The 19,969-nt window shown below is 65.6% G+C and carries 18 protein-coding genes; 7 read left to right on the top strand and 11 right to left on the bottom strand.

Going from position 1 to position 19,969, the window contains the following annotated elements:
• Positions 1 to 214: 214 nt before the first annotated feature.
• The 8 genes from AC1DDS_RS21540 to AC1DDS_RS21575 form a co-directional block, all read right to left on the bottom strand.
• Positions 215 to 1,081, bottom strand: a complete 867-nt coding sequence (locus tag AC1DDS_RS21540) for a BON domain-containing protein (protein ID WP_477480709.1) — start codon at positions 1,079 to 1,081, stop codon at positions 215 to 217.
• A gap of 190 nt (positions 1,082 to 1,271) precedes the next feature.
• The gene (locus AC1DDS_RS21545; protein ID WP_477480710.1) at positions 1,272 to 2,333 is read right to left on the bottom strand and encodes a UDP-glucuronic acid decarboxylase family protein; all 1,062 of its coding nucleotides are present in this window, start codon (positions 2,331 to 2,333) and stop codon (positions 1,272 to 1,274) included.
• Positions 2,334 to 2,346: 13 nt separating this feature from the next.
• Complete coding sequence (locus tag AC1DDS_RS21550; protein ID WP_477480711.1) at positions 2,347 to 3,459, bottom strand: CgeB family protein; 1,113 nt, start codon at positions 3,457 to 3,459, stop codon at positions 2,347 to 2,349.
• Positions 3,456 to 4,541: a CgeB family protein gene (locus AC1DDS_RS21555; protein ID WP_477480712.1), complete on the bottom strand. Its 1,086-nt coding sequence runs from the start codon at positions 4,539 to 4,541 to the stop codon at positions 3,456 to 3,458. The genes AC1DDS_RS21550 and AC1DDS_RS21555 overlap by 4 nt, the downstream gene beginning before the upstream one ends.
• Positions 4,538 to 5,650, bottom strand: coding sequence for a CgeB family protein (locus tag AC1DDS_RS21560; protein WP_477480713.1), 1,113 nt, complete (start codon positions 5,648 to 5,650; stop codon positions 4,538 to 4,540). Before AC1DDS_RS21560 ends, AC1DDS_RS21555 begins: the two co-directional genes overlap by 4 nt.
• Positions 5,651 to 5,653: 3 nt before the next feature.
• Complete coding sequence (locus tag AC1DDS_RS21565) at positions 5,654 to 6,727, bottom strand: glycosyltransferase family 4 protein (protein WP_477480767.1); 1,074 nt, start codon at positions 6,725 to 6,727, stop codon at positions 5,654 to 5,656.
• A gap of 68 nt (positions 6,728 to 6,795) precedes the next feature.
• Entirely contained in the window at positions 6,796 to 7,920 is a 1,125-nt protein-coding gene (locus AC1DDS_RS21570; protein WP_477480714.1) for an NAD-dependent epimerase/dehydratase family protein, read from the bottom strand.
• Positions 7,917 to 9,023: an NAD-dependent epimerase/dehydratase family protein gene (locus AC1DDS_RS21575; RefSeq protein WP_477480715.1), complete on the bottom strand. Its 1,107-nt coding sequence runs from the start codon at positions 9,021 to 9,023 to the stop codon at positions 7,917 to 7,919. Before AC1DDS_RS21575 ends, AC1DDS_RS21570 begins: the two co-directional genes overlap by 4 nt.
• A gap of 168 nt (positions 9,024 to 9,191) precedes the next feature.
• Here AC1DDS_RS21575 and AC1DDS_RS21580 point away from each other — a divergent pair, with 168 nt between their 5' ends.
• From AC1DDS_RS21580 to AC1DDS_RS21590, 3 genes are all read left to right on the top strand, one after another.
• On the top strand, positions 9,192 to 9,743 hold the full coding sequence (locus tag AC1DDS_RS21580) for a DUF1003 domain-containing protein (protein WP_477480716.1): 552 nt from the start codon (positions 9,192 to 9,194) through the stop codon (positions 9,741 to 9,743).
• Between the two features lie 100 nt (positions 9,744 to 9,843).
• Positions 9,844 to 10,827 (top strand): MDR/zinc-dependent alcohol dehydrogenase-like family protein, encoded by a 984-nt coding sequence (locus AC1DDS_RS21585; protein WP_477480717.1) that lies wholly within the window; start codon positions 9,844 to 9,846, stop codon positions 10,825 to 10,827.
• The gene (locus AC1DDS_RS21590) at positions 10,824 to 11,843 is read left to right on the top strand and encodes a Gfo/Idh/MocA family protein (RefSeq protein WP_477480718.1); all 1,020 of its coding nucleotides are present in this window, start codon (positions 10,824 to 10,826) and stop codon (positions 11,841 to 11,843) included. The genes AC1DDS_RS21585 and AC1DDS_RS21590 overlap by 4 nt, the downstream gene beginning before the upstream one ends.
• Positions 11,844 to 11,917: 74 nt before the next feature.
• Here AC1DDS_RS21590 and AC1DDS_RS21595 read toward each other — a convergent pair whose 3' ends face one another.
• On the bottom strand, positions 11,918 to 13,693 hold the full coding sequence (locus AC1DDS_RS21595) for a hypothetical protein (protein WP_477480719.1): 1,776 nt from the start codon (positions 13,691 to 13,693) through the stop codon (positions 11,918 to 11,920).
• Between the two features lie 110 nt (positions 13,694 to 13,803).
• On the opposite strand from AC1DDS_RS21595, the gene AC1DDS_RS21600 reads away from it, so the two are divergent.
• Genes AC1DDS_RS21600 through AC1DDS_RS21615 form a run of 4 tightly spaced genes read left to right on the top strand, consistent with a single transcriptional unit; the run spans position 13,804 to position 17,272 of the window.
• Entirely contained in the window at positions 13,804 to 14,907 is a 1,104-nt protein-coding gene (locus AC1DDS_RS21600; RefSeq protein WP_477480720.1) for an inositol-3-phosphate synthase, read from the top strand.
• Positions 14,904 to 15,503 carry a histidine phosphatase family protein gene (locus AC1DDS_RS21605; protein ID WP_477480721.1) on the top strand — a complete coding sequence of 200 codons (600 nt, stop codon included), beginning with the start codon at positions 14,904 to 14,906 and terminating at the stop codon, positions 15,501 to 15,503. Before AC1DDS_RS21600 ends, AC1DDS_RS21605 begins: the two co-directional genes overlap by 4 nt.
• A 24-nt stretch (positions 15,504 to 15,527) precedes the next feature.
• Entirely contained in the window at positions 15,528 to 16,286 is a 759-nt protein-coding gene (locus AC1DDS_RS21610) for a TIGR04290 family methyltransferase (RefSeq protein ID WP_477480722.1), read from the top strand.
• Positions 16,283 to 17,272 carry a glycoside hydrolase 5 family protein gene (locus tag AC1DDS_RS21615; RefSeq protein ID WP_477480723.1) on the top strand — a complete coding sequence of 330 codons (990 nt, stop codon included), beginning with the start codon at positions 16,283 to 16,285 and terminating at the stop codon, positions 17,270 to 17,272. Before AC1DDS_RS21610 ends, AC1DDS_RS21615 begins: the two co-directional genes overlap by 4 nt.
• On the opposite strand, the gene AC1DDS_RS21620 is transcribed toward AC1DDS_RS21615, so the two are convergent.
• Both AC1DDS_RS21620 and AC1DDS_RS21625 read right to left on the bottom strand, forming a co-directional pair.
• The gene (locus AC1DDS_RS21620; RefSeq protein ID WP_477480724.1) at positions 17,200 to 18,639 is read right to left on the bottom strand and encodes a Coenzyme F420 hydrogenase/dehydrogenase, beta subunit C-terminal domain; all 1,440 of its coding nucleotides are present in this window, start codon (positions 18,637 to 18,639) and stop codon (positions 17,200 to 17,202) included. The genes AC1DDS_RS21615 and AC1DDS_RS21620 overlap by 73 nt on opposite strands.
• Positions 18,626 to 19,690, bottom strand: a complete 1,065-nt coding sequence (locus AC1DDS_RS21625; protein WP_477480725.1) for a polysaccharide pyruvyl transferase family protein — start codon at positions 19,688 to 19,690, stop codon at positions 18,626 to 18,628. The genes AC1DDS_RS21620 and AC1DDS_RS21625 overlap by 14 nt, the downstream gene beginning before the upstream one ends.
• Positions 19,691 to 19,969: the final 279 nt, after the last annotated feature.

Below are 19,969 nucleotides of genomic sequence, written 5' to 3' on the forward strand. Positions count from 1 at the left end.
CCCTGGACCGGCTGGTCGAGGTCGCGTCCGTCTTGGAAAGGCTGGCTTGGCCTCTTGCGACTGCTTCAGGTCGGCCGAGACGTCGAAGTCCTCGTCGGCACCGGCCGCCGTTGAGCGCTTTTCGATGATGCGCACCTGCTATTCGTGTGTCTTTCTGCTTTGCATGTCACTCTTCGCGTGAGGACCGCCGACTGTGGGCCGGCGGTCCTGCTCGTCACGTTTGGTCGGTGCCTCGGCCCATCGAACCGGTCGAGCCCATCGCTCCAGCGGAGCTTCCGGTCGCGCCGGTCGTGCTGGTGCTGCCCGTTGAGCCGGTCGCGCTCGTGCTTCGGTTCGAGCCTGCCGTGCCGGTCTGCGACTTTGCCCAATCGCTGTCATTGCCGGTCTTGACGCGCAGGTTGTTCTGGACGTTTGAGACGCCCGAGATTGCTTCGGCGCAGTCCTCGGCGCGGCGTTTGTCCTGGCGGCTGGAAACGTGTCCGCTCAAGGTGACTTCTCCGCTCGACACCTTCACCTCGATATCGCTGGCGTCGAGATAGGGATCATCGCTCAAGCGGTCGTTGACATCCTCTTCGATCCTGGAATCGGAGCGGGTATAGCCGCGCGGGCCCTTGCCGCGATGCTGGTCCATCTGCCGCCGTCGGGCCGCGTCCTCGTCGCCGAACCAGGAAGCCACTTCGTCGCCGGCGCGATCCATGAAGCCGCGGCGATTATCATAATCCCGGTCGTAATCGCCGCTACGATTGTCATCGTCGCGGTAGCCGCCAGCGCCGCGGCCCTGGGTCCCGTAGTAGCCGCCGCCGTAGCGGTCACCGTAGCCGCCACCGCTCATGCCATACCTGCCAGCGGAATAGCCGTAGCCGCGGTCGTTGTAGCCGAGATCGTCACTGGTCCACATATCGCGGTCGCCGCGATCGAAGTCCGAACCGCGCCAGCGGCGACCTTCTCCCCGCCCTTCGTCAGAGGAGCGCATTCCGCCCTGGTAGCCGCCGCCCTGCCGACGGCCCTGCTGGCGCCCAGCCTCGCGGGAACGGTTTCCACGATCGTCGCGCATATCCTGTCCATACCAATCGTCTGCCATCGGAATTTTCTCCTTGTCTGGATGAGTGGGGCAGAACCGCGCAGAGAACCAAAAGTTCCCCATGCAAACGTGTCCATCGCGAACAGGGCGGGCGGCGTCAGTGTCCCCGCCAAGCGCTTTCAGTCTGGACGCGAGAGCGCACGGCGTGACCGATCAAGGATCGAATTCCAGCAGCTTTATTGGATAGTCGTCATTCGTGAGGCAATTCATCGCCCGGCCTTGTCGCACCATGTTCGAGTTCGGCCATCGGACGGTGCGCGCGCCTGGGGAACGCCATAGCGGGCGGAATCTTTTGGCTGAACCAGGCGACCGTGTGCTCCAGCCCTTCGGCCAGGACCACCTTCGGCTCCCAGGCGAGCAGTTCCTTGGCGCGCGTGATGTCGGGGCGGCGGCGCTTCGGATCGTCGGTCGGCAGTGGCCTATGCACGATCTTGGACCGTGTCGGCACGCGAGCCAGCACCATCTCCGCCAGTTCGGCAATGGTGAACTCGCCGGGGTTGCCGAGATTGATCGGCAGGCCCGGATTGGGCTCGACGTTCATCAGCCGTATCAGTCCGTCGACGAGATCGGAAACGTAGCAGAAGGAACGCGTCTGCTGTCCGCTGCCAAAGATCGTCAGCGGCTCGCCGCGCAGCGCCTGCACGATCAGGTTCGAGACGATCCGACCGTCATCCGGCTGCATCCGCGGTCCGTAGGTGTTGAAGATTCGCACAACCCGCGCATCGACCGAGCCGGCCCTCAGGCTGTCGAAGCAGAGCGCCTCGGCGGCGCGCTTCCCCTCGTCGTAGCAGGCACGCGGACCTGTGCAGTTGACATGTCCCAGGTAGGTTTCGTCCTGGGGATGCCGCTCCGGGTCGCCGTAGACCTCGCTGGTGGAGGCCAGCAGCAACGCGGCATTGTGCTGCTCGGCGAGCTTCAGCAGGTTGGTCGTGCCGGCGACGCTGGTCAACATCGTATGGATCGGATCGGCCTGGTATCGCTGCGGCGAGGCGGGACAGGCGAGATTGTAGATCTGGTGCAGCGGCGCGATCATCGCAGGCAACGGCTCGCAGATATCGTGACGGACCACCGAAAAACGCGGATGGTTCTGCAGTGGCGCGATATTTTCGAATGATCCTGTCAGGAAACTGTCGACGCAGACGACGTGGTGCCCAAACCCCAGAAGCGCGTCGCAAAGATGGGAGCCGAGGAAACCGGCACCGCCTGCGACGAGCACGGTCTTGCCGCCGAAAGCATTGGGTCGCTGCAACATCGGAACCTTCCTTCTATACCTGCGCCTGTCGGGATTGCCATGAGAGCCTCTGCTTTTCTCGCCGGTCCAGGCATCGGAGCGCCGAGGCGAGCTCACGCGCACGTACCTGACCGGTGTGACGACGGAGCACGCAGGCGCGCGCCCGCGCTGCAAGGTCTTGCCTCCGGGGCTCGTTTATCGTCGTGAGCGCACGAACCACGTCGGAGGCATCGTCGGCGACCACGACCGCTGTGCCGAACAACTCGTCGAGGCCGCGCCAGAAGTCGCTGATGAGCGGTGCTTGGCAGGCCGCCGCCTCGAACAGACGCACGCTCGGCGACCAGCCGGCAGCGACCATGTCGGCGCGGGTGACGTTCAGCGTGAAGCGCTGGCGGCTGTAGAACGAGGCGTGCTGCGCCGGCGGCAGGTGTTCGATCCGCTCGACATTGCCCGGCCAGTCGATGGTCGCGGGATATTGCGGACCGGCAACGACGAAGCGCATCTGCGGCAACCGACGGGCCGGCTCGATCAGCAGGCGCTCGAGAACAGGTTGGCGGTCCTCGCTGTAGGTGCCGAGATAGCCAAGGTCCCAGCACGCCGCTTCGCCGCTGTGGCGATAGCTCTCAGCGTCCACAGAACAATAAAGGGCGATCGCACGCCGGGCGTGGTATACCCGCTCCAGCCGCTCCAGAACCGGGCCGCCGGTGAAGGAAAGATAGAGGTCGAAACCGGGGATTTGTCGTCGCGCCAGATAGGTCTCGTCGGCCCGGTCGAGTTTTGCCAACGTCACGGGCGTGTCGATGTCATAGAAGCAGAGACCTTCGCTTCGCAGGGCATGTAACGCATCGATGATGCGCACGCCGTCCGGCAGGTAGGAGCCGACCACCACCGCATCGGCACTCGCCAGCCGGTTCGAAAAGCGCGCCAGCAGGTCCGGCACGTCGCGGTAGAACGAAAGCGCGCAGAACCCGGGGGTCGCGAGGTCGCGGTTTTGCGCATACCAGGGGACGTCGCGTTCGAGGAAAAGCAGCCGATGCCCTTCCGCATCCAGCCCCTTCAACAGGGCCCGGTAGGTCGTGGCGTGGCCGTTGCCCCAGGAGGACGAAAGCGACAGGCCGAGAACGACGATGTCGAGCGGTTTTGTCATTCGGCCGCCTCCCGTGTTGCGAGCATCTCGAGAACGCGGTCGACCTCGGCTGCGCGCTGCTCGTAGGTGTGGTGTCGCAACACATGCTGCAGCGCGGCGGCGCCGATTTCGGCAGCCCGCTCTGGCGTCAGTTGCGAGACAATTTCCTCGACGTCGTGACCGTCGCGGGCGACCAGCACCTCCTCGCCGGGTGCCAGGAAAAGCTCGATCCCTTCCCAGGCGTCTGTGATGAGGCAGGCCCCGGCGCCTGCCGCCTCGAAGACGCGGGTCGCCGGAGAGAAGCCGATCGTCGCCATGTCCTGCCGCGAGATGTTCAGGACCGCGAGCGGCGAGGTGTTGAGGGCGTTGTGGTCGCGGGTCGGCACGTGACCGAGGTAACGGACGTTAGGCGGCATCGACTTATCCTGCCAGCCGCTGCCGCCGAGCAGGAATCGGCGGCGGTAAAGGCGCCTGGCAGGCTGCAGGAAGAATGTGTCCACCCGTGCCTCCCGGTCTGGGAGCCGATTGCCCAGAAAAGTAAGGTCGGCGGCAAATTGCGGCTTCGGCGGCACTGGCCGATGCGTTTCCGGATCAAGCGCATTGTAGATCGGCACGCAGAGCTTGGCACCGACCTCCCGATAGGCCTCGATCACAGGCTCGCCGCCGCCGTAAGTGAGCACGGCGTCGAGACTGGGAAGCGCGCGGCGCAACGGATTGGCGGGGTCAGCCCGCACAGCGGCGAGCGTCGCAGGCGCGTCGACGTCCCAGAACAGTTTCAGTGCGCCCGGCCGCGCTGCGGCAAGCAGGCACTTCAGCAGAAGGTCGTCCTCGAAGCCGACGCCGCTCGCCTTGACGACGACGTCCGCAGCGGCCGCCTCCGCGGCAGCCACCTTCAACGCCGACACGGTGCCCGGATAGACGACGACGCGGCACCAGTCCGGCGGATCGATATCCCGATTGTCCTGCCGATCAAAGACGTCCGGCTCGTAGAAGGTGATCGCGTGGCCCCGCGCGGCAAGTGCGCGCAGCAGCCCCCGGTAGTAAGTCGCAGCCCCATTCCAATAGGCCGACAACAAGCTCGAACCGTAGAATGCAATCTTCATGCGGCCGTCTCCCGTAGTGGCGTCCTGCCGAGCCCGGCGATGATCGATAGAAGCTCGTCGACGCGGTGCCGGCAGGTATGCCGCGCACGAACAGTCTCAAGTCCGGAAGCAGACAGCGCCGCGGCAAGATCCGGGTCCGAGAGAATTACGCGAATGTGCCGCGCCATCTCGCCTTCGCTTCGGGCAAACAGGAAGTCCTGCCCCGGCCGGAACAAGCCTTCGCTGTCCTGCCACGGTGCCGAGACCAGCGGAATCCCGCAGGCAAGTGCCTCGAAGACGCGGATCGTCGGGATCCCGGCAAGGGCCCGAACATAGGGCCGGCGTGGAATATGCACGGTGAGGCGGCTGCCGGCGAACGCGCGCGGGACTTCGGCGTTGGCGATCCAGCCGCCGTAACGGACGCCGGATCTCTTAAGCAGTTCTATGGCTTCGGCGGGATAGCGCACCCCGCGCACGGCGGCCCGGATGCCGAGTTGCCGGACCGGTCCGACCAGGTAGGCCATGATCTCGTCGCTGCGCTCGCCATCGCCCCAATTGCCGACCCAGAGGAGGTCGTCCGTCCTTGCGATTTCGGGAAGCGGCCGGAAGAGGCGATCGTCCGCCGCCTCGTGCCAGGTCACGACCTGTCGCCCCCAGCCGGCACTGAGGTAGCGCTGACGAAGCGTTTCGCCGAAGGCCAGCACCAGGTCGTAATCGCCGAGATCGAGATGGGCGAGTTCGCTGCCGCGGGACACGGCGCGGTGATGGGTGTCGTGGAAGACCAGCAAGAACCGGCTGCCGTCGCGGCGAATTCGGCCGAGCCGCCCCACCAGCGCCGGATCGTTCCACTCATGCACCACGACGACATCGGCGTCATCACTCTCCGCCTCGTGGTCGAACGATGCGTCATAAATTTTCGAGCGAAGCCCCGGAAAGGTGCGATGAAAGGCGGCAATCGCTCCATGGCCCTGGTCAGCAATGAGGTTACGCCGGCTCCATGAATTCGCCGGCTCCAGCGCCACCGCCTCGTGCCCACGCGAGACCAGTTCGCGCATCACCCCGCGCAGGAAATGCGCGTTGCCGTGATTCCAGTCCGAAATCAGCGAGTGCGTGTAGAAAACGAATTTCATGGCCTACTCCGCCGCCTCGATCCTTTGCGGGCGCTCCAGCGCACGGGCATAGACGTCGAGCGCCTGCCGGCATTGATGCTCAAGAGAAAACTGCTGCGCCCGTTCCCCTGCATCCTGCGCAAGTCGGCTCCTGAGGCGGGGATCGTCTGAAAGCCGGTCGATCGCGGCGGCAATCGCGCCCGGATCATTCGGATTGGCGAACAGGGCGGCCCCATCCCACAATTCCCGGTAGGTCGCGATGTCGGCAAGCACTAGCGCCGCGCCCTTGCGTGCCGCTTCCAGGGCCGCAAGTCCGAACGGCTCGTACAGCGACGGCGAAACGAAGATCGCGGCGCTTTCCATCAGCGCGGCCACCTGTGCATGCGGGAGTTCGCCGAGCGCGCGCGTGTGGGCAACTTCAAGCCGGCTGCCCTCTGGCCCCGCGAACGCTCCGGCCATCAGCACCGGGGTGCGGCACTGTGCGGCCGCCCGGTCGAGCGCCGCGCCGTTCTTGCCCTCGTCCCACCACCTGGCGGCGGCCAAGGCGAAGGCTTGCCTCGGACGCTGCTCGACCGGCAAAGCGCAGGCGTTGTGGAGCACCTCCAGCCGCGCCACGGGGCCGTAGCACCGCCGTAGTGCGTCGGCATGGCTGCGGCTTGGCGCGAGCACGACATCAGCCCTTTCGAAGCCGCGCCGGTTGCGGCGCTCGTGCCACGCCCAGCTCTCCGGCACACCGCTGCCCCGCACGGCCTCGAACCAGGTGACGACGCAGGAATGCGACACGGCGACGACCGGCACCGAGACGTTAAGCCCGGCCGCCTGCGACGGCGCATTCAGGTGCACAAGGTCGATCGCAAAGGCCCGGACAAGCCTTTCGATCAGTGCGGGGATGCGATCGAGTTTCTCCTCCCCCTCGCCGGTCCAGTCGAGATCGGCGTCGAGCCACACGAGCGCCCCGATCGCCGATGCTTCTGTCGCCTGCACATCGGAAGGGGGTGGACCGAAGCCGGCGAAAATCACGGTGCAACCTTCCCGGCGCAGTCCGCCGGCGAGCTCCATGGCGTATCGCCAGACGCCGCCGACCGCGTCGAGGCTCATCAGCACGCGGCAGCCTCGGGCGCGATCGCCGCACCCGGTCGCCTGCCGTTCGATTCCGAATCGGGCGTTCATGCAACGCCCCTCCTGTGCTTCATCTCCGCCGGGTTTGGACGGCTGGCGCGGATCCAGTCGCACAGATCGGAAAGACCGGGCCGCCAGCCGATCCGCGGCCGCCAGCCGATGGCCTTGCAAAGCGCTCGCGTGTCGGAAACGTAGTAGAGCTGGTCGCCCGGTCGCCATGCCCGGTGCTTGCAGGCCACGGGATGGTGGAGCAGGGTTTCGATTTCGTTCAGGAGACTCCGGAGGCTGACGGCGTTCTCCGGGCCGCCGCCAAGGTTGAAGGCGCGTCCGGCGAGCAGGCCTATCGAATCCAGTACCGCCCGGTAGGCGGCCACCGCGTCCCTGACGTGCAATACGTCACGCACCTGCCGCCCGTCGCCGTATAGCGTGATGCTTCGGCCACTGGTCGCGCGCTTCAGGAAATGGGCGACCCAACCCTGGTCCTCGGTGCCGAACTGGCGCGGGCCGTAGATGCAGCTCATGCGAAGCACCGCGGTCGGTAGCCCGAAACTCGTCGCGTAATCGAGAACATATTGGTCCGCCGCGCCCTTGGAGCAGCCATACGGCGTGCAAAAGTCGAGCGGGCGATCCTCACCGACGCCGTGGATGCGGATCGCCTCGTCGGTTGGCTGGTATTGGTCGCCCGCCTTGGCAACACCGAGGTCGCCGAGCGCGCCATAGACCTTGTTGGTGCTGGCAAAGATGACGGACGCGTTCCGACCAGCCTTCCGCGCCGCCTCGAGCACATTGAGTGTTCCGAGGGCGTTGACTTCGAAATCCTCGAGCGGGTGCGAGAGGCTGGTCGTCACTGCCGTCTGTGCGGCGAAATGGAAGACAGCACGCGCATCTGCAAAGGCTGGTTCGATCACCGCTGCGTCGCGGATGTCGGCGATGACGGGATGAACGCGTGCGCCGTGCCGGGTTTTCAGCCAGTCGAGGTTTTCCTCGGCGCCGGCGCGGCTTAGATTGTCGAGCACGATAACGTCCTCGCCGTCCGCGAGGTAGCTGTCGGCCAGATTCGAGCCGATGAATCCGCTGCCGCCGACGACAAGGACCGGAGCCGTCCGTCCGTTGAAAGCCGGCAGCGACCCTGCCTTGTCGCGCGTTGCGTGTGAAAGGTTTCTGCCCGTCATGAAACCAGCCCCCGTTCTTCCAACTGCCGCCTCATCTCCGGCCCACGGTCGACGGCACCGCTTGTCCGAGCCCAAAGGGCGAAGTCCTCCAGCGATCGTTGGAGCATGTGCTGCGGATCGAAACCGAGCAGGCGTTTGGCCTTGGAGATATCCGCAAAGCAGTTGCGGATATCTCCGCTGCGCGCCTTGTTGGTGATTTCCGGGGTGATGTGCGGCACCGCCATTTCCCGCGCCAGCAGCCTTGCGACCTCTTCGATGGAATAGGATTGCCCGCTGCCGATGTTGATCGCTTCGCCTGCCGCCTGCGGCTCCTCGAGCGCCTGCCGAAAGGCGCGGGCGACGTCGCGCACGTGCACGAAGTCCCGTCGCTGGCGGCCATCCTCGAAGAGGATCGGCGGCTGGCGGTTGGCGAGGCGCGATGCGAAGTTCGCAAGCACCCCCGTGTAGGGGTTGGCAAGCGCCTGGCCGGCGCCGAACACGTTGAACAGCCGCAACGCCACGGCATCGATGCCGTAGGTTCGCCCGAAGATCAGCACCTGGCGTTCCTGCGCGAATTTGGTGAGGGCATAGATCGATTGGAGATCAGCCGGCTTCGCCTCGTCGGTGGGAACCGGTGTGACCGCGCCGCCATCCGGTCCGGTGGGATCCCATCCCACGTCAACGGAGCGACCGCGTGAGCGGCGCACGACCTCCAGTCGCTCCCCCGTTTCGCTCACGTAGCGGCCCTCGCCGTAGACGCTCATGGACGAGGCGACAACCACGCGCTCGATCGGAAGGCCGATCATCGCCTCGAGCAGCACGGCCGTCCCGAGGTCATTGGTGCCGACATAGCGCGAGATTTCATACATCGATTGGCCAACGCCGACCTCGGCGGCGAGGTGCACCACCTTGGCGACGCCCTCGAGCGCCCGGCGCACCGCGCTGCCGTCGCGCACGTCGGCGCGGATGATCTCGGCCTCCTCGGATACATCCGTCTGCGCGTCCTGGTGCACCTGCGCGATAAGGGCGTCCAATATCCGTACTTCATTCCCGTGGGCGAGGAGTTCTTCGACGACATGGCGGCCGATGAAGCCGCAACCTCCGGTGACGAGTATCCGTGCCATGGCAGGTCCTGCGTGTTAGGTACAAACGTTATAGATGCGCCACAACAACGGTATCCCGCGAATGTTCCATTCAGGGTTCTTTATAGTGGCCGTGCCGGCCGGCTGCGGGAACCCTTCGGTTTCCGTCGCGTTGGCGGAGTTGTCCTATCCTCAAAGCGGATGTCGCGAATGAACCGGAATACGGAAGTCCCGTCGCCCGACGATGCCGACGAAGATCGAGTTTCGAGAGTGCTGGACCGCAATATTGACGTCCTCCTCTCCCGCCAGAGCGCTGCGGAAAACGCGATGACGCTGCAGACGCGCGTCGCCGACGCGATAACCCGCTTCGTCGGGAGTATGACCTTCGTCTATATCCACCTGGCGGCGGTGGTACTTTGGGTGCTGGCAAACCTCGGCTGGTTTCCGCCGGTGCCGGTCTTCGATCCGTCCTTCGTGATGCTCGCCATGGTGGCCTCCGTGGAGGCGATCTTCATCACGACGTTCGTGCTGATCAGTCAGAATCGCATGATGGAGGTGGAAAGTCGGCGCGCAGACCTCAACCTGCAGATCTCTCTCCTCGGAGAGCACGAAACCACGCGCCTGATCGCCCTCGTCTCGGCTATTGCCGAACGGCTCGATGTTGAGACTGGCGTCAACCCCGAGGAACTGGACGACCTGAAGCAGACAGTCTCTCCGGAAGCGGTCCTCAACCGGATCGAGCGTAAGCGCAAGGCGGACTGAGGCGGACAAGCGCCAGCTTCTTTATACCCCGCGGGAACCTGGCAGCCACCTTCGAGTTATGAGCGCATTCGGACAGGGAGTGCGAGCGGAGGGACCTGCCATGAACGTGACCACAGTGCTGCGCGATATGAGGGCGGCGATTGTCACCGCTCCGGGCCGGATAAAGGTGGAGAGATTACCGATCCCTGAACCCGGACCAGGCCAGGTCCGCATTCGGCTGGAAGGCTGCGGCGTCTGTGCCTCCAACCTCACGCCCTGGGCTGGTCCGGAATGGATGACATTCCCGACCGATCCAGGCGGACTCGGGCATGAGGGTTGGGGAAGGATTGATGCCGTGGGCGAAGGTGTGTCGGACGTCGCAATCGGCGAACGCGTCGCCGCCCTCTCCTATCACGCCTACGCCACGCACGACCTGGCCGATCGGTCGGCGATCGTGCCGCTGCCGCCGGCGCTCGACGGCATGCCGTTTCCGGGCGAGCCGCTCGGCTGTGCCATGAATATCCTGCGCCGCAGCGCGATCGTTGCCGGCGAGACGATCGCGATTGTCGGGATCGGCTTTCTCGGCGCGCTTCTGACGCAGCTTGCGACGGCGGCCGGCGCGCACGTCATCGCTATATCCCGCCGCTCCTCGGCGCTGGCGCTCGCCGCAAGGATGGGCGCAGTCGCCTGTATCCCGATGAACGATCATGCCCGCGTCATCGGTGAGGTCCACGACCGCACGGACGGTTACTTTTGCGATTGCGTCGTCGAGGCCGTCGGCAAGCAGTGGCCGCTCGATCTTGCCGGCGAGTTGACGAAGGAGCGCGGCCGGCTGGTTATTGCCGGCTATCACCAGGATGGCCCGCGGCAGGTCAACATGCAACTTTGGAACTGGCGCGGCCTCGACGTGGTGAACGCGCATGAGCGCGATCCCGCCGTCTACGTCCGCGGAATGCGCGAAGCCCTCGATGCGGTGGTCGCTGGCCGTCTGTCCCCCCTTTCCCTCTACACGCACACCTTCCCGCTCGAAGAGCTGGACACGGCGCTTGACGTGACGCGCGATCGTCCCGAGGGGTTCGTCAAGGCGCTGGTGGACTGCTCATGAGCGAAACGGCAAGCAGCGTCAGCGGTGCTGCGGCCCGCACCTTGCGGCTCGGCTTTACCGGCGTCGGCTGGATCGGCCGCCACCGCATGAAGGCAATGCTGGAGACCGGTCTGGCGGAAGCGGTGGCACTTTGCGACCCGGCCTCCGCGATGATCGAGGAGGCCTTGGCGATCGCACCGCTTGCGACCGTCGTTCCTACCTATCGGTCGATGCTTAAACAGGGGTTGGACGGCATTGTGATCGCCACGCCGAATGCGTTCCATGCCGAGCAGGCGATCGCCGCGCTCGACAGTGGCTATGCGGTGTTCTGCCAGAAGCCGCTGGCACGATCCCGGGAGGAAACCCTTGCGGTGATCGAGGCGGCGAGGCGGTCGGATAGGCTTCTGGCGGTGGATTTCTGTTACCGGCACACCGCCGGCATGCAAGCATTGCGGGAGATGGTGTCCGCGGGCCGGCTCGGCCAGATCTTCGCCATCGACCTGACCTTTCACAACGCCTACGGCCCCGACAAGGATTGGTTCTACGACAGGGCGCGCGCGGGAGGTGGATGCGTGATCGACCTTGGCGTCCATCTGGTCGACCTGGCGCTCTGGCTGCTCGATTTTCCGGAGGTCGTCTCCGTCGAAAGCCATCTCTTCCATCAATCCCGGCCGATCCACCGCGGTTCAGAAGAAGTGGAGGACTTCGCCGAGGCAACGCTTGCGCTCGGCACCGGCGCCGTCGTGCGCCTTGCCTGCTCCTGGCGGCTCAATGCCGGTTGCGACGCCGTCATCGGCGCGACCGTCTACGGCTCCGAAGGCGGCGGCGCATTCCGCAATGTTGACGGTTCGTTCTACGACTTCGTGGCCGAGCGCTTCGACCGGACATCGACGACGACGCTGACATCAGGTCCGGACGACTGGGGCGGCAGGGCGGCGGCCGATTGGGTATGCAGAGTTTATGGTGGTGCCCGTTTTGACCGCTCGTGCGTTGAGTTCGAAGCGGTGGCGCGGGTCGTCGATGCCATCTACGGATGATGATTTTAGGCACAATCAAGCACGCTGGGAGCGACAACGGTCCCCTTAGCGGCGCTGTTCCCGCTCCCACTCTGTCAGCGCAGCATGCGCGACAGCCGAACGGAATAGGTCCGGACCATCGCGAGCGCGAGGTTACGGTCGGCGACTTCCCCGCTCTCGCTTGCCCGGCGCCACAGCCCGATCTGAAAGGCGAGGTAGCAGGGTTCGAGGGCCTCCACCAGTTCGGCACGGACACTTCTACCCGCTGCAAGCGAAACGACTGCCGCAAGCTTGCCGCGCTCGTCGGGCGAAAGGTCGAACTCGACGCCGGCGCCGGCGACGTCCCACGCGATGTCTTGCGGTCCGACGAGGTCGTGGCTGGTGCTGTGATCAAGCGCGTCAGTCTTGACCAGCCTACCGTCCGGCGTCACGAGCCATTCCCAACGGTGCAGACGATTGTCGGTGTTGACGGGCATCAACTGTCCCTGCAGCCGTTCCGCCGGCCCGAGCATACTCTTTAGCGCCGACGCCTCTTCCGCGCCCAGCTCCTCGCCGGTATTGGCGAGCGCCATGGCAAACAGCCGCTCGGGGTCGGCGCCCGCCGCTGGTGCCTCGAGATGCGCCGCTCGGAAACCAAGATAACGACCGATCCGCTCCACAAGCTGCGGACGGCTGAAGGCGCTCGCATCCACCGATTTGCCGTCAATCCATCTCTCGACGAGGAAGCCGTGACAGACCCCGGCCACAGGTGGACAGAACCCGGCCTTGGCAAGGACGCGCGCCGTTCGCAACTTGCGAAACCCCAGCTCGCCGAACCCGGCGAACCGCGCACACCACGTGCCCGAACGGGCCTGCACCAGATACTTCCGCCGCTCGTGGAGGCCGTCAACAGGCGGGCGATCTGCCCTGCTGGTGAAACGGAACTCGCGCCACTTTCCGCCACCGATGTCCCGCGACGAGCCCAGCAGCGGCCCGGTGCAGGAGGCGATCCATGTCTCGAGCCGGTGGTGTGGATCGACCGCACCCATCAGTAAGTCCTCGAAGTCGAGCACATGGCGTGGAGATCTCTCCCAGTTTTCGCGGGTCGTCAGGCTCGCCATGATGCCGCAGCCGCCCCCGTGGCTCGGAAAGAAGTGAATCCGGCGCGAGTTTACCCCGTGATCGGTCAGCCAGTCGGCTACGCTCGCAAACGAGCTCCCGGAAAGTCCCGGCCCTTCATCGACGACCGCATAACAGGCGTCTGGGCTCGACAGCAGCCGCTCCGCCAGTTGCGGTCCGACTCGCAGTCCTCGCTTGAAGGGATGCCCGACGGGGCGGACGGTAACCGGCGGCTCGGCGCCGAGGGCCGCGGCGACGATGGCGGCCAGTCCGGTCCCGATGCTGCGGATGCCGATCACGACGGTATCGGCCGCAAGTCGGGAGCGCATGGCGGCTTCACCGTAGCCCTCCGGGTAGAGTGCGTAAAAGGCGTGGCCCTCCGGCTCCCGGATACGAAGCCGCATATCCGTCGCAAGCGCGGCAAGTTTTGCCGGCCAATCGGTCGGCAACGGCAAGGCGCCGGTAAAGCCATTGTTCCACGACGCAAGGACGGTGCATGCCAACTCCGTCAGCAACCGCCCGCACGCCCTTTGGGAATCCGTGTCCTCGTCGGCGCCCTCGCCCTCGAATTCGGCATCGGCGATGCCTTGGGCGAGTTGGCCGGCGCGCAGGAATGCGTTCACGAGTGCTGCGTGGCGCTTGAGCCCGGCCGGCAGGCGCAGGCAGGTCGACAGGGCCAGGTCGATCCCGGCGACCAGGGAAGCCCCCGCCTCGACCCGCTCCAGATCGCCATAGACCAGCATCGCCGCACCTCCGTCGATCTGCTCAAACATCCGATCGGCAGAAATGGTCCCGGACACCTCCGCCGACGTGAATATTTGCAGGGAACCATTCAGGGTCGAACCTGTTCGGTGAGGATTGTAGATGCCGGGGAGCGAAGAAAATGGCTTCGAGGAGCATTCGCATCGGGATCATCGGGGTCGGCAACTGCGCCTCTTCGCTGGTCCAGGGACTGACCTACTATCGCGACGCCACCGACAACGAGCCGGTACCCGGCTTGATGCATGTCGACCTTGGCGGCTACCGCGTCGGCGATATCGAGGTCGTCTCCGCTTTCGACGTCGCCGCCATCAAGGTCGGAAGCGATGTGGCCGAGGCGATCTACGCGCCGCCCAACAACACCCATCGGTTTGCCGACGTCGAGCCGATCGGCGTGCGCGTCATGCGCGGGCCGACGCTCGACGGCATCGGCTGCTACCTGCGCGATGAAGTAAAGGAATCCGGCGAACCGGTCGTCGACGTCGCCGATATCCTGCGGCGCACCGAGACCGAGATCGTCGTCTCCTATCTGCCGGTCGGCTCCGAAGAGGCCACGCGCTGGTATGCGGAGCAGACSCTCGCGGCYGGTTGCGGCTTCATCAACTGCATTCCGGTGTTCATCGCCTCCAGCCGAGAGTGGCAGCGGCGTTTTGCGGAGAAGGGACTGCCGCTGATCGGCGACGACATCAAGAGTCAGGTCGGCGCGACCATCGTCCACCGGATGCTCGCCACTCTCTTCCGCGAGCGCGGGGTCCGCATCGACCGCACCTACCAGCTGAACTTCGGCGGCAATACCGACTTCCTCAACATGCTGGAGCGGGAGCGCCTCGAATCCAAGAAGGTCTCGAAGACGCAATCGGTGCTGAGCCAGYTCGACGTGCCCCTTCAACCCGGCGACATCCATGTCGGGCCGAGCGATCACGTGCCGTGGCTCGCCGACCGAAAGTTCGCCTATATCCGCGTCGAGGGGACGACCTTCGGCGGCGTGCCGCTCAATGTCGAACTGAAGCTCGAGGTCTGGGACTCGCCCAACTCCGCCGGTGTCGTCATCGACGCGATCCGCTGCGCCAGGCTGGCACTGGACCGGGGCATCGGCGGACCGCTGGTGGCGCCGGCAAGCTACTTCATGAAGTCGCCGCCCCGGCAGTTCACCGATGCCGAGGCCCGGCGCCTGGTCGAAGCGTTCATTGCCGACGGGGACGGGGCGCTTCGGGGGGCGGCGGAGTGACCACGACCTTCTTCCTCGTCCGCCACGCCGCCCACGACAACGTCGGCCGTTTCCTCGCCGGCCGCGCGGGTGGCGTGGCGCTGAGCGAACCGGGCCGGGCGCAGGCACGCCGCCTCGGCTCACGCATGGCCCGCGAGGACTTCGCCGCGATCTATTCCAGCCCGCGTGAACGCGCCCAGCAGACGGCTTCGGCGATTGCCGCGGCGAACAGCCCGGCTCCGGTGCGGACGGCAGACGAGCTCGACGAGGTCGACTTCGGGCACTGGTCGGGAAAGACCTTCGACGTTCTCGATGGCGATCCTCGCTGGCGGCGCTGGAACAGCCTGCGCAGCCTCGCGCGCACGCCGGGCGGCGAAACGATGCTCGACGTGCAGCAAAGGGCGTTTGCGTTCGTCGAGGCGCTCGCATGCGAACCGGGAGACCGGCGGCTGGTCCTTGTCAGCCATGCCGACGTCATCAAGGCGGTCGTCAGCCATGTGCTCGGTCTGCCAGCCGACGCCTGGCCGCGTTTCGACGTCGCGCCCGCCTCCGTCACCACCGTCGTGGTCGGCGACTGGGGCGCCAAGCTCTTGACGCTGAACGAAATTGTCCCGTGACACAGGCAGGGGAGCGTTGCCGCAATGACCATGACCACCAACGAAGTGCGCCGTCGGATTGGAGAGCTCGGGCCGTGGTTCCACAACATCGAGCTCGGCGGGGTGGCGACCGCCCCCGATCACTTCCTCGGCGACTATCCCCGCGTCAAGTGGCGCAAGTTCGCCGAGGCGCTTCCTCTGGACCTCACCGGCCGGACGGTGCTCGACATCGGCTGCAATGCCGGCTTCTATTCCATCGAGATGAAGCGGCGGGGCGCTGACCGTGTCGTCGGCATCGACTTCGACGACTTCTACCTCGCGCAGGCTCGCTTTGCGGCGGAGATGACGGAAGCCGACATCGAGTTCCGCAGGCTCTCCGTCTACGACATCGCGGCACTCGGCGAGCGCTTCGACATCGTCCTGTTCATGGGGGTGCTCTATCATCTGCGCCACCCGCTTCTCGCCCTCGACCTGATCCGCGAGCATGCGGCTGGCGACCTGCTGGTGTTCCAGTCGATGCAGCGTGGCGCCACCGAAACCGCGGGCGTCGAGGAGAACTATTCATTTTGGCGGAGCGATCCCTTCCGCCAGCCTGATTTTCCGCGCCTGCACTTCATCGAGCACCGCTATGCAGACGACCCGACGAACTGGTGGATCCCGAACGCGGCCTGCGTCGAGGCGATGCTCCGCAGCTCCGGCTTCGAGATCCTCCAGCGCCCGGAAACCGAGGTCTACATCTGCCGCATGGCCGAACGGCCGGAGCATGGCAGGCCGGTATATCCAGCCAAGGGGACCCCCTCATGATGGAAGCAGCGATGATCTGGAACGAGCCGAACAACAAGTCCCATTGGGACCCGGAGATTGACCCGGACTGGAGCCTCTTTGCGCAGATGGCAATCCTGGCTGGGGACGCGATCTTCGCTGCCGATCCATCACTGACGCGGGTGCTCGGCGGCATTTCACCGATCGATCCCGGTTTCATCGGCCGCATGAAGGACTACGCCGTGCTGGATCATGTCGATGCCGTCGCGGTGCACGGCTTTCCGCTCGATTGGAACCTCTGGCAGATCGGCGAGTGGCCGCAGAGGATAGAGGAGATCAGGAGCGTCACCGGCCTGCCCATCTGGATCAGCGAGGTCGGGGTCTCCAGCTTCGGCGCCGAGGAGGTGCAGCGGTGGGGGCTCGAGCGCACCGCTGCACTTCTGAAGGGAAGGGCCGAGCGCATCCAATGGTACAGCCTCTACGACCTGCCGCGCGCCTGGGAAGCGACCACGCGCCACCGTGAGGCCGAAGGTTCTTCGTACTACCGGCACTTTTATATGGGCCTCTTGCGCGAGGACGGCTCGCCAAAGCTCGCGCTCGAGGAGTTCGTGCGGCACACGCCGGAGATCGGGCTGGTGCAGTGGTTCCATTTCGAAGACCCGCGGCTCGACGACGCCGTCGCGTGGATGAAGCGGCTCGGCGTCACCTATCTCAGGACCGGCCTCTCCTGGGCCGACAGTTTTCGGCCGGGCGCACTCGACTGGTTCGATCGGCAGATGGCCGCCCTGGAGGATTTCGACATCACCGTCACCTTCTGCTTCACGCCCGAGCACCGGGGGCTTGCACCGCACCACACAAGCGCCCCGATCCATCCGGAGGAATTCGCGGAATTCTGCGCGCGGATGACCGCGCGCTACGCGCCGGGCGCCCGCCGCTCTCTGGCCGCAGCTGATGGTTACGGGTCGCGGTCCTCCATGCCGACCCAGCCGAGCCGATCGAGCAGCCAACCTGGCCAACCGCGCCCGTAGGCTAGCCCGTGATAGAGCGAGAGGGCCGCGCTTGCCCAGCCGAGATAGAGGCCCGGCCACCGCACGAGCCGCGCGAGCCAGAACACCCGGTGGCTCCATCGTCCGATTTTCTGGCGCATCGCATAGATCAACTTCCGGCGGGCGGAGAGCCCCTTGTCCCCGGCCTCAACCCTCTTCCTCGGCCGGACCGGTCCGCGGAAGCGCTGCAACCGAAACGCCAACCCCTCGCGGCGATGGCGCAGGCCTGCCGCCTGCGTGCGCGCCACGAAATCCGCGTCCACATCCGCAAGCTCGAGCCTACCCTCGGTAATCCCAGCCCGCAGCATTGCGTTCAGTTGACCGGTGCGCACGATCACGACGTTCGTCCCCCGGCCGTCGGAGGAATAGGGCTCCACCCAGGCGTCGCCGAATGAGATGTCGGCGGTCTCGGCGACGACGTCATCGCAGAAATCGCAGGCCTGGTTCTGGAAGAACCCCGCCCCCCAGTCCCCGTCCGCCATGTCCCACCAGTGGCGCTGCCGCCTGCCGCCGTCGGCGAGCGTCAGCTCCGCGACATACCAGTTGGCCGGCTGATCGGGACGCTTTAGCCGGTAGTCCACTCCGCGAACCGTTTCCGGCCGCACGCCCATCTGCCAGGCAAAGCTCTCGACGAGGCGCAGGCTCTTCATATGGCCGCAGAAGAGGCCCAGCGTCAGGGCCACTCGCTCGGCCAACAGCGGGTCGACGCGGCGGGCCAGGTGAAGCGCCTTGATCATGCAGGGAATGCCGACGACCGCATAGCGTCCGGGTCGCGCCCGCATTTCGGCAATGACTTCGGAGAGCTCGACCGGATGGTAGCGCGACTTCGCCCCGGCTCGAATCTCCCGTTCCGAGCGCGAGATCCGGTACTTGAAATATCCGTCGGCCGGCGCTAGCCCGTCGACCGGCGCTGCGTGGGCGATCCCGTCGACGATCCCTCTGCGCAAGAGCTCGACCGCGACCCAGCTGACCAGCCCGCCGGAACTGCCGTTCGCCCGGAAGCCGTCCTCGGTTACGTGCCCGACATAGCTCGCCTCAAAGCGGCCAATCCGCCGATCCACATGCGAGGCTTCGGCAAACCGCTCCTCCGCCAGTTCGTCCTCATTGGGCGCCAGCGGCGAGAACGGGCACAGCCGCTCGAAGTCCTGCGCTGCCAAGCGCCAATCTTGCGAACCGTGCGGCTTGAACTGGCCATTGCGATCCAGCCGCATCTGCGCCTTCGCGGAGCTATGCGCGACGCACGCGCCACAGCCGATGCAGAGGCCGGACGCGACGATGTCTCTCGGGCTGATCGCTCGTCTGACCAGCCGGCTGGGCGGCCCTAGCGCTGGCGGCTCAATGGAGGACACGGTCGAGATACTCCGACGAGGTGCGGCGCAGATCGGCGATCCGCTCCACGACATCCCACCCCGGTGGCTCATCGAGCAGCGCGGAGAATGCACCTGACGGCGTTCCCTCGCTGACGACGCGGTCCTCAGCGCCTATCGCCTCCGCCAGGTCGAGAACCTTGTTGGACCGGTAGCTCGACGGCTCGCAGACGAACGGCCGCCCATTGACGAGCGCGAAGATGCAGCCGTGGAAGAAATTGGTGGCGACCGCCTTCGCGCTCGCCATAAAGGGGGCGAAGTCGTCCGGACCGGCATCGATCCATTGCCCGTCGGCCCAGTCGTTGCGATAGCCGATGCTGACGACCCGCACGGAGCGCCTGTCTGCCCAATCCCGCACCGCCCTCCCGAACTGGCGGGTGAATCCGTGCCCGTACAGGGCGAGGTAAGGCCCAACGACCGGCAGTGTCGCCTCGCTTTTGATATGTGGCGCGAACTGGAGGCATGGATCGAGCACGAGTGTCGCCGGCCGGCCGAGCGCTTCGTCGACCAGCCGTTTAGAGTTGCGGTCGCGCACGGAAATGCATTCGAATCGGCGCAGCCTGCCGCACCAGTCGCTGCCGAGCCCTTCCGAGGCATTCAAGTTGCCGAAGCTCGCCGCATAAGAGGCGAGCCGGCCGTCAAGGCCGTCGCCATAGAACAGCCGATAGCCGCCGTACCAGGGGTGACGAAGATTCCACACTTCATCGCTGCCGACGAGCACCAGGTCGTGGTCCTGAGGAGCGCCGGTCCCATCCAGCACGAAGGGTTCGCTCAGCGGGAGGTCGGAAATCGCCCGCAGGAACTTACGGACCTTGGCGGCCTGGCGGTCGACGTCCTGAGAACTGGACAAGGCTGGCCGTTGTGGGTGCAGGGCACAGCGCCATTCCGTCCGGTCGATGCGGGCGGACCTGTGGTTGAGGATGGTGGCCTCCAGTCCTCGCGCCCGCAATCCCTCGACGAGGCAGCGCGCCTGCCAATAGGAGCCATAGTTGATGCAGCGATGAAAGGTCAGGACGCCCACCGTTCGTATCATCAAGGCTTCCGATCGAGTGCTTGGTTCGCCGACCCGAACCAGAGGCGCCAACCTTTGTTCCCTACGGCGTGCCTGTCACGACGAACAGCGAAGGTGTCACCGTCGCGGGTGGCGGAAGGAATGCAACCGACAGAGTCGGGGCGCTGGCGGTCATGGGTGGTGTCCTCGTTGCCGCCGGTATCAGGGCTAGCCTAGAAGCCCTGCAGAAGTGATGCCTCAGCAGTGGACAGCTACTCGTCATTCGGAAGACAGCCCGAAAACTGTGCCATGGACTTTTGT

It is taken from the genome of Mycoplana sp. 10N416 (assembly GCF_056394765.1).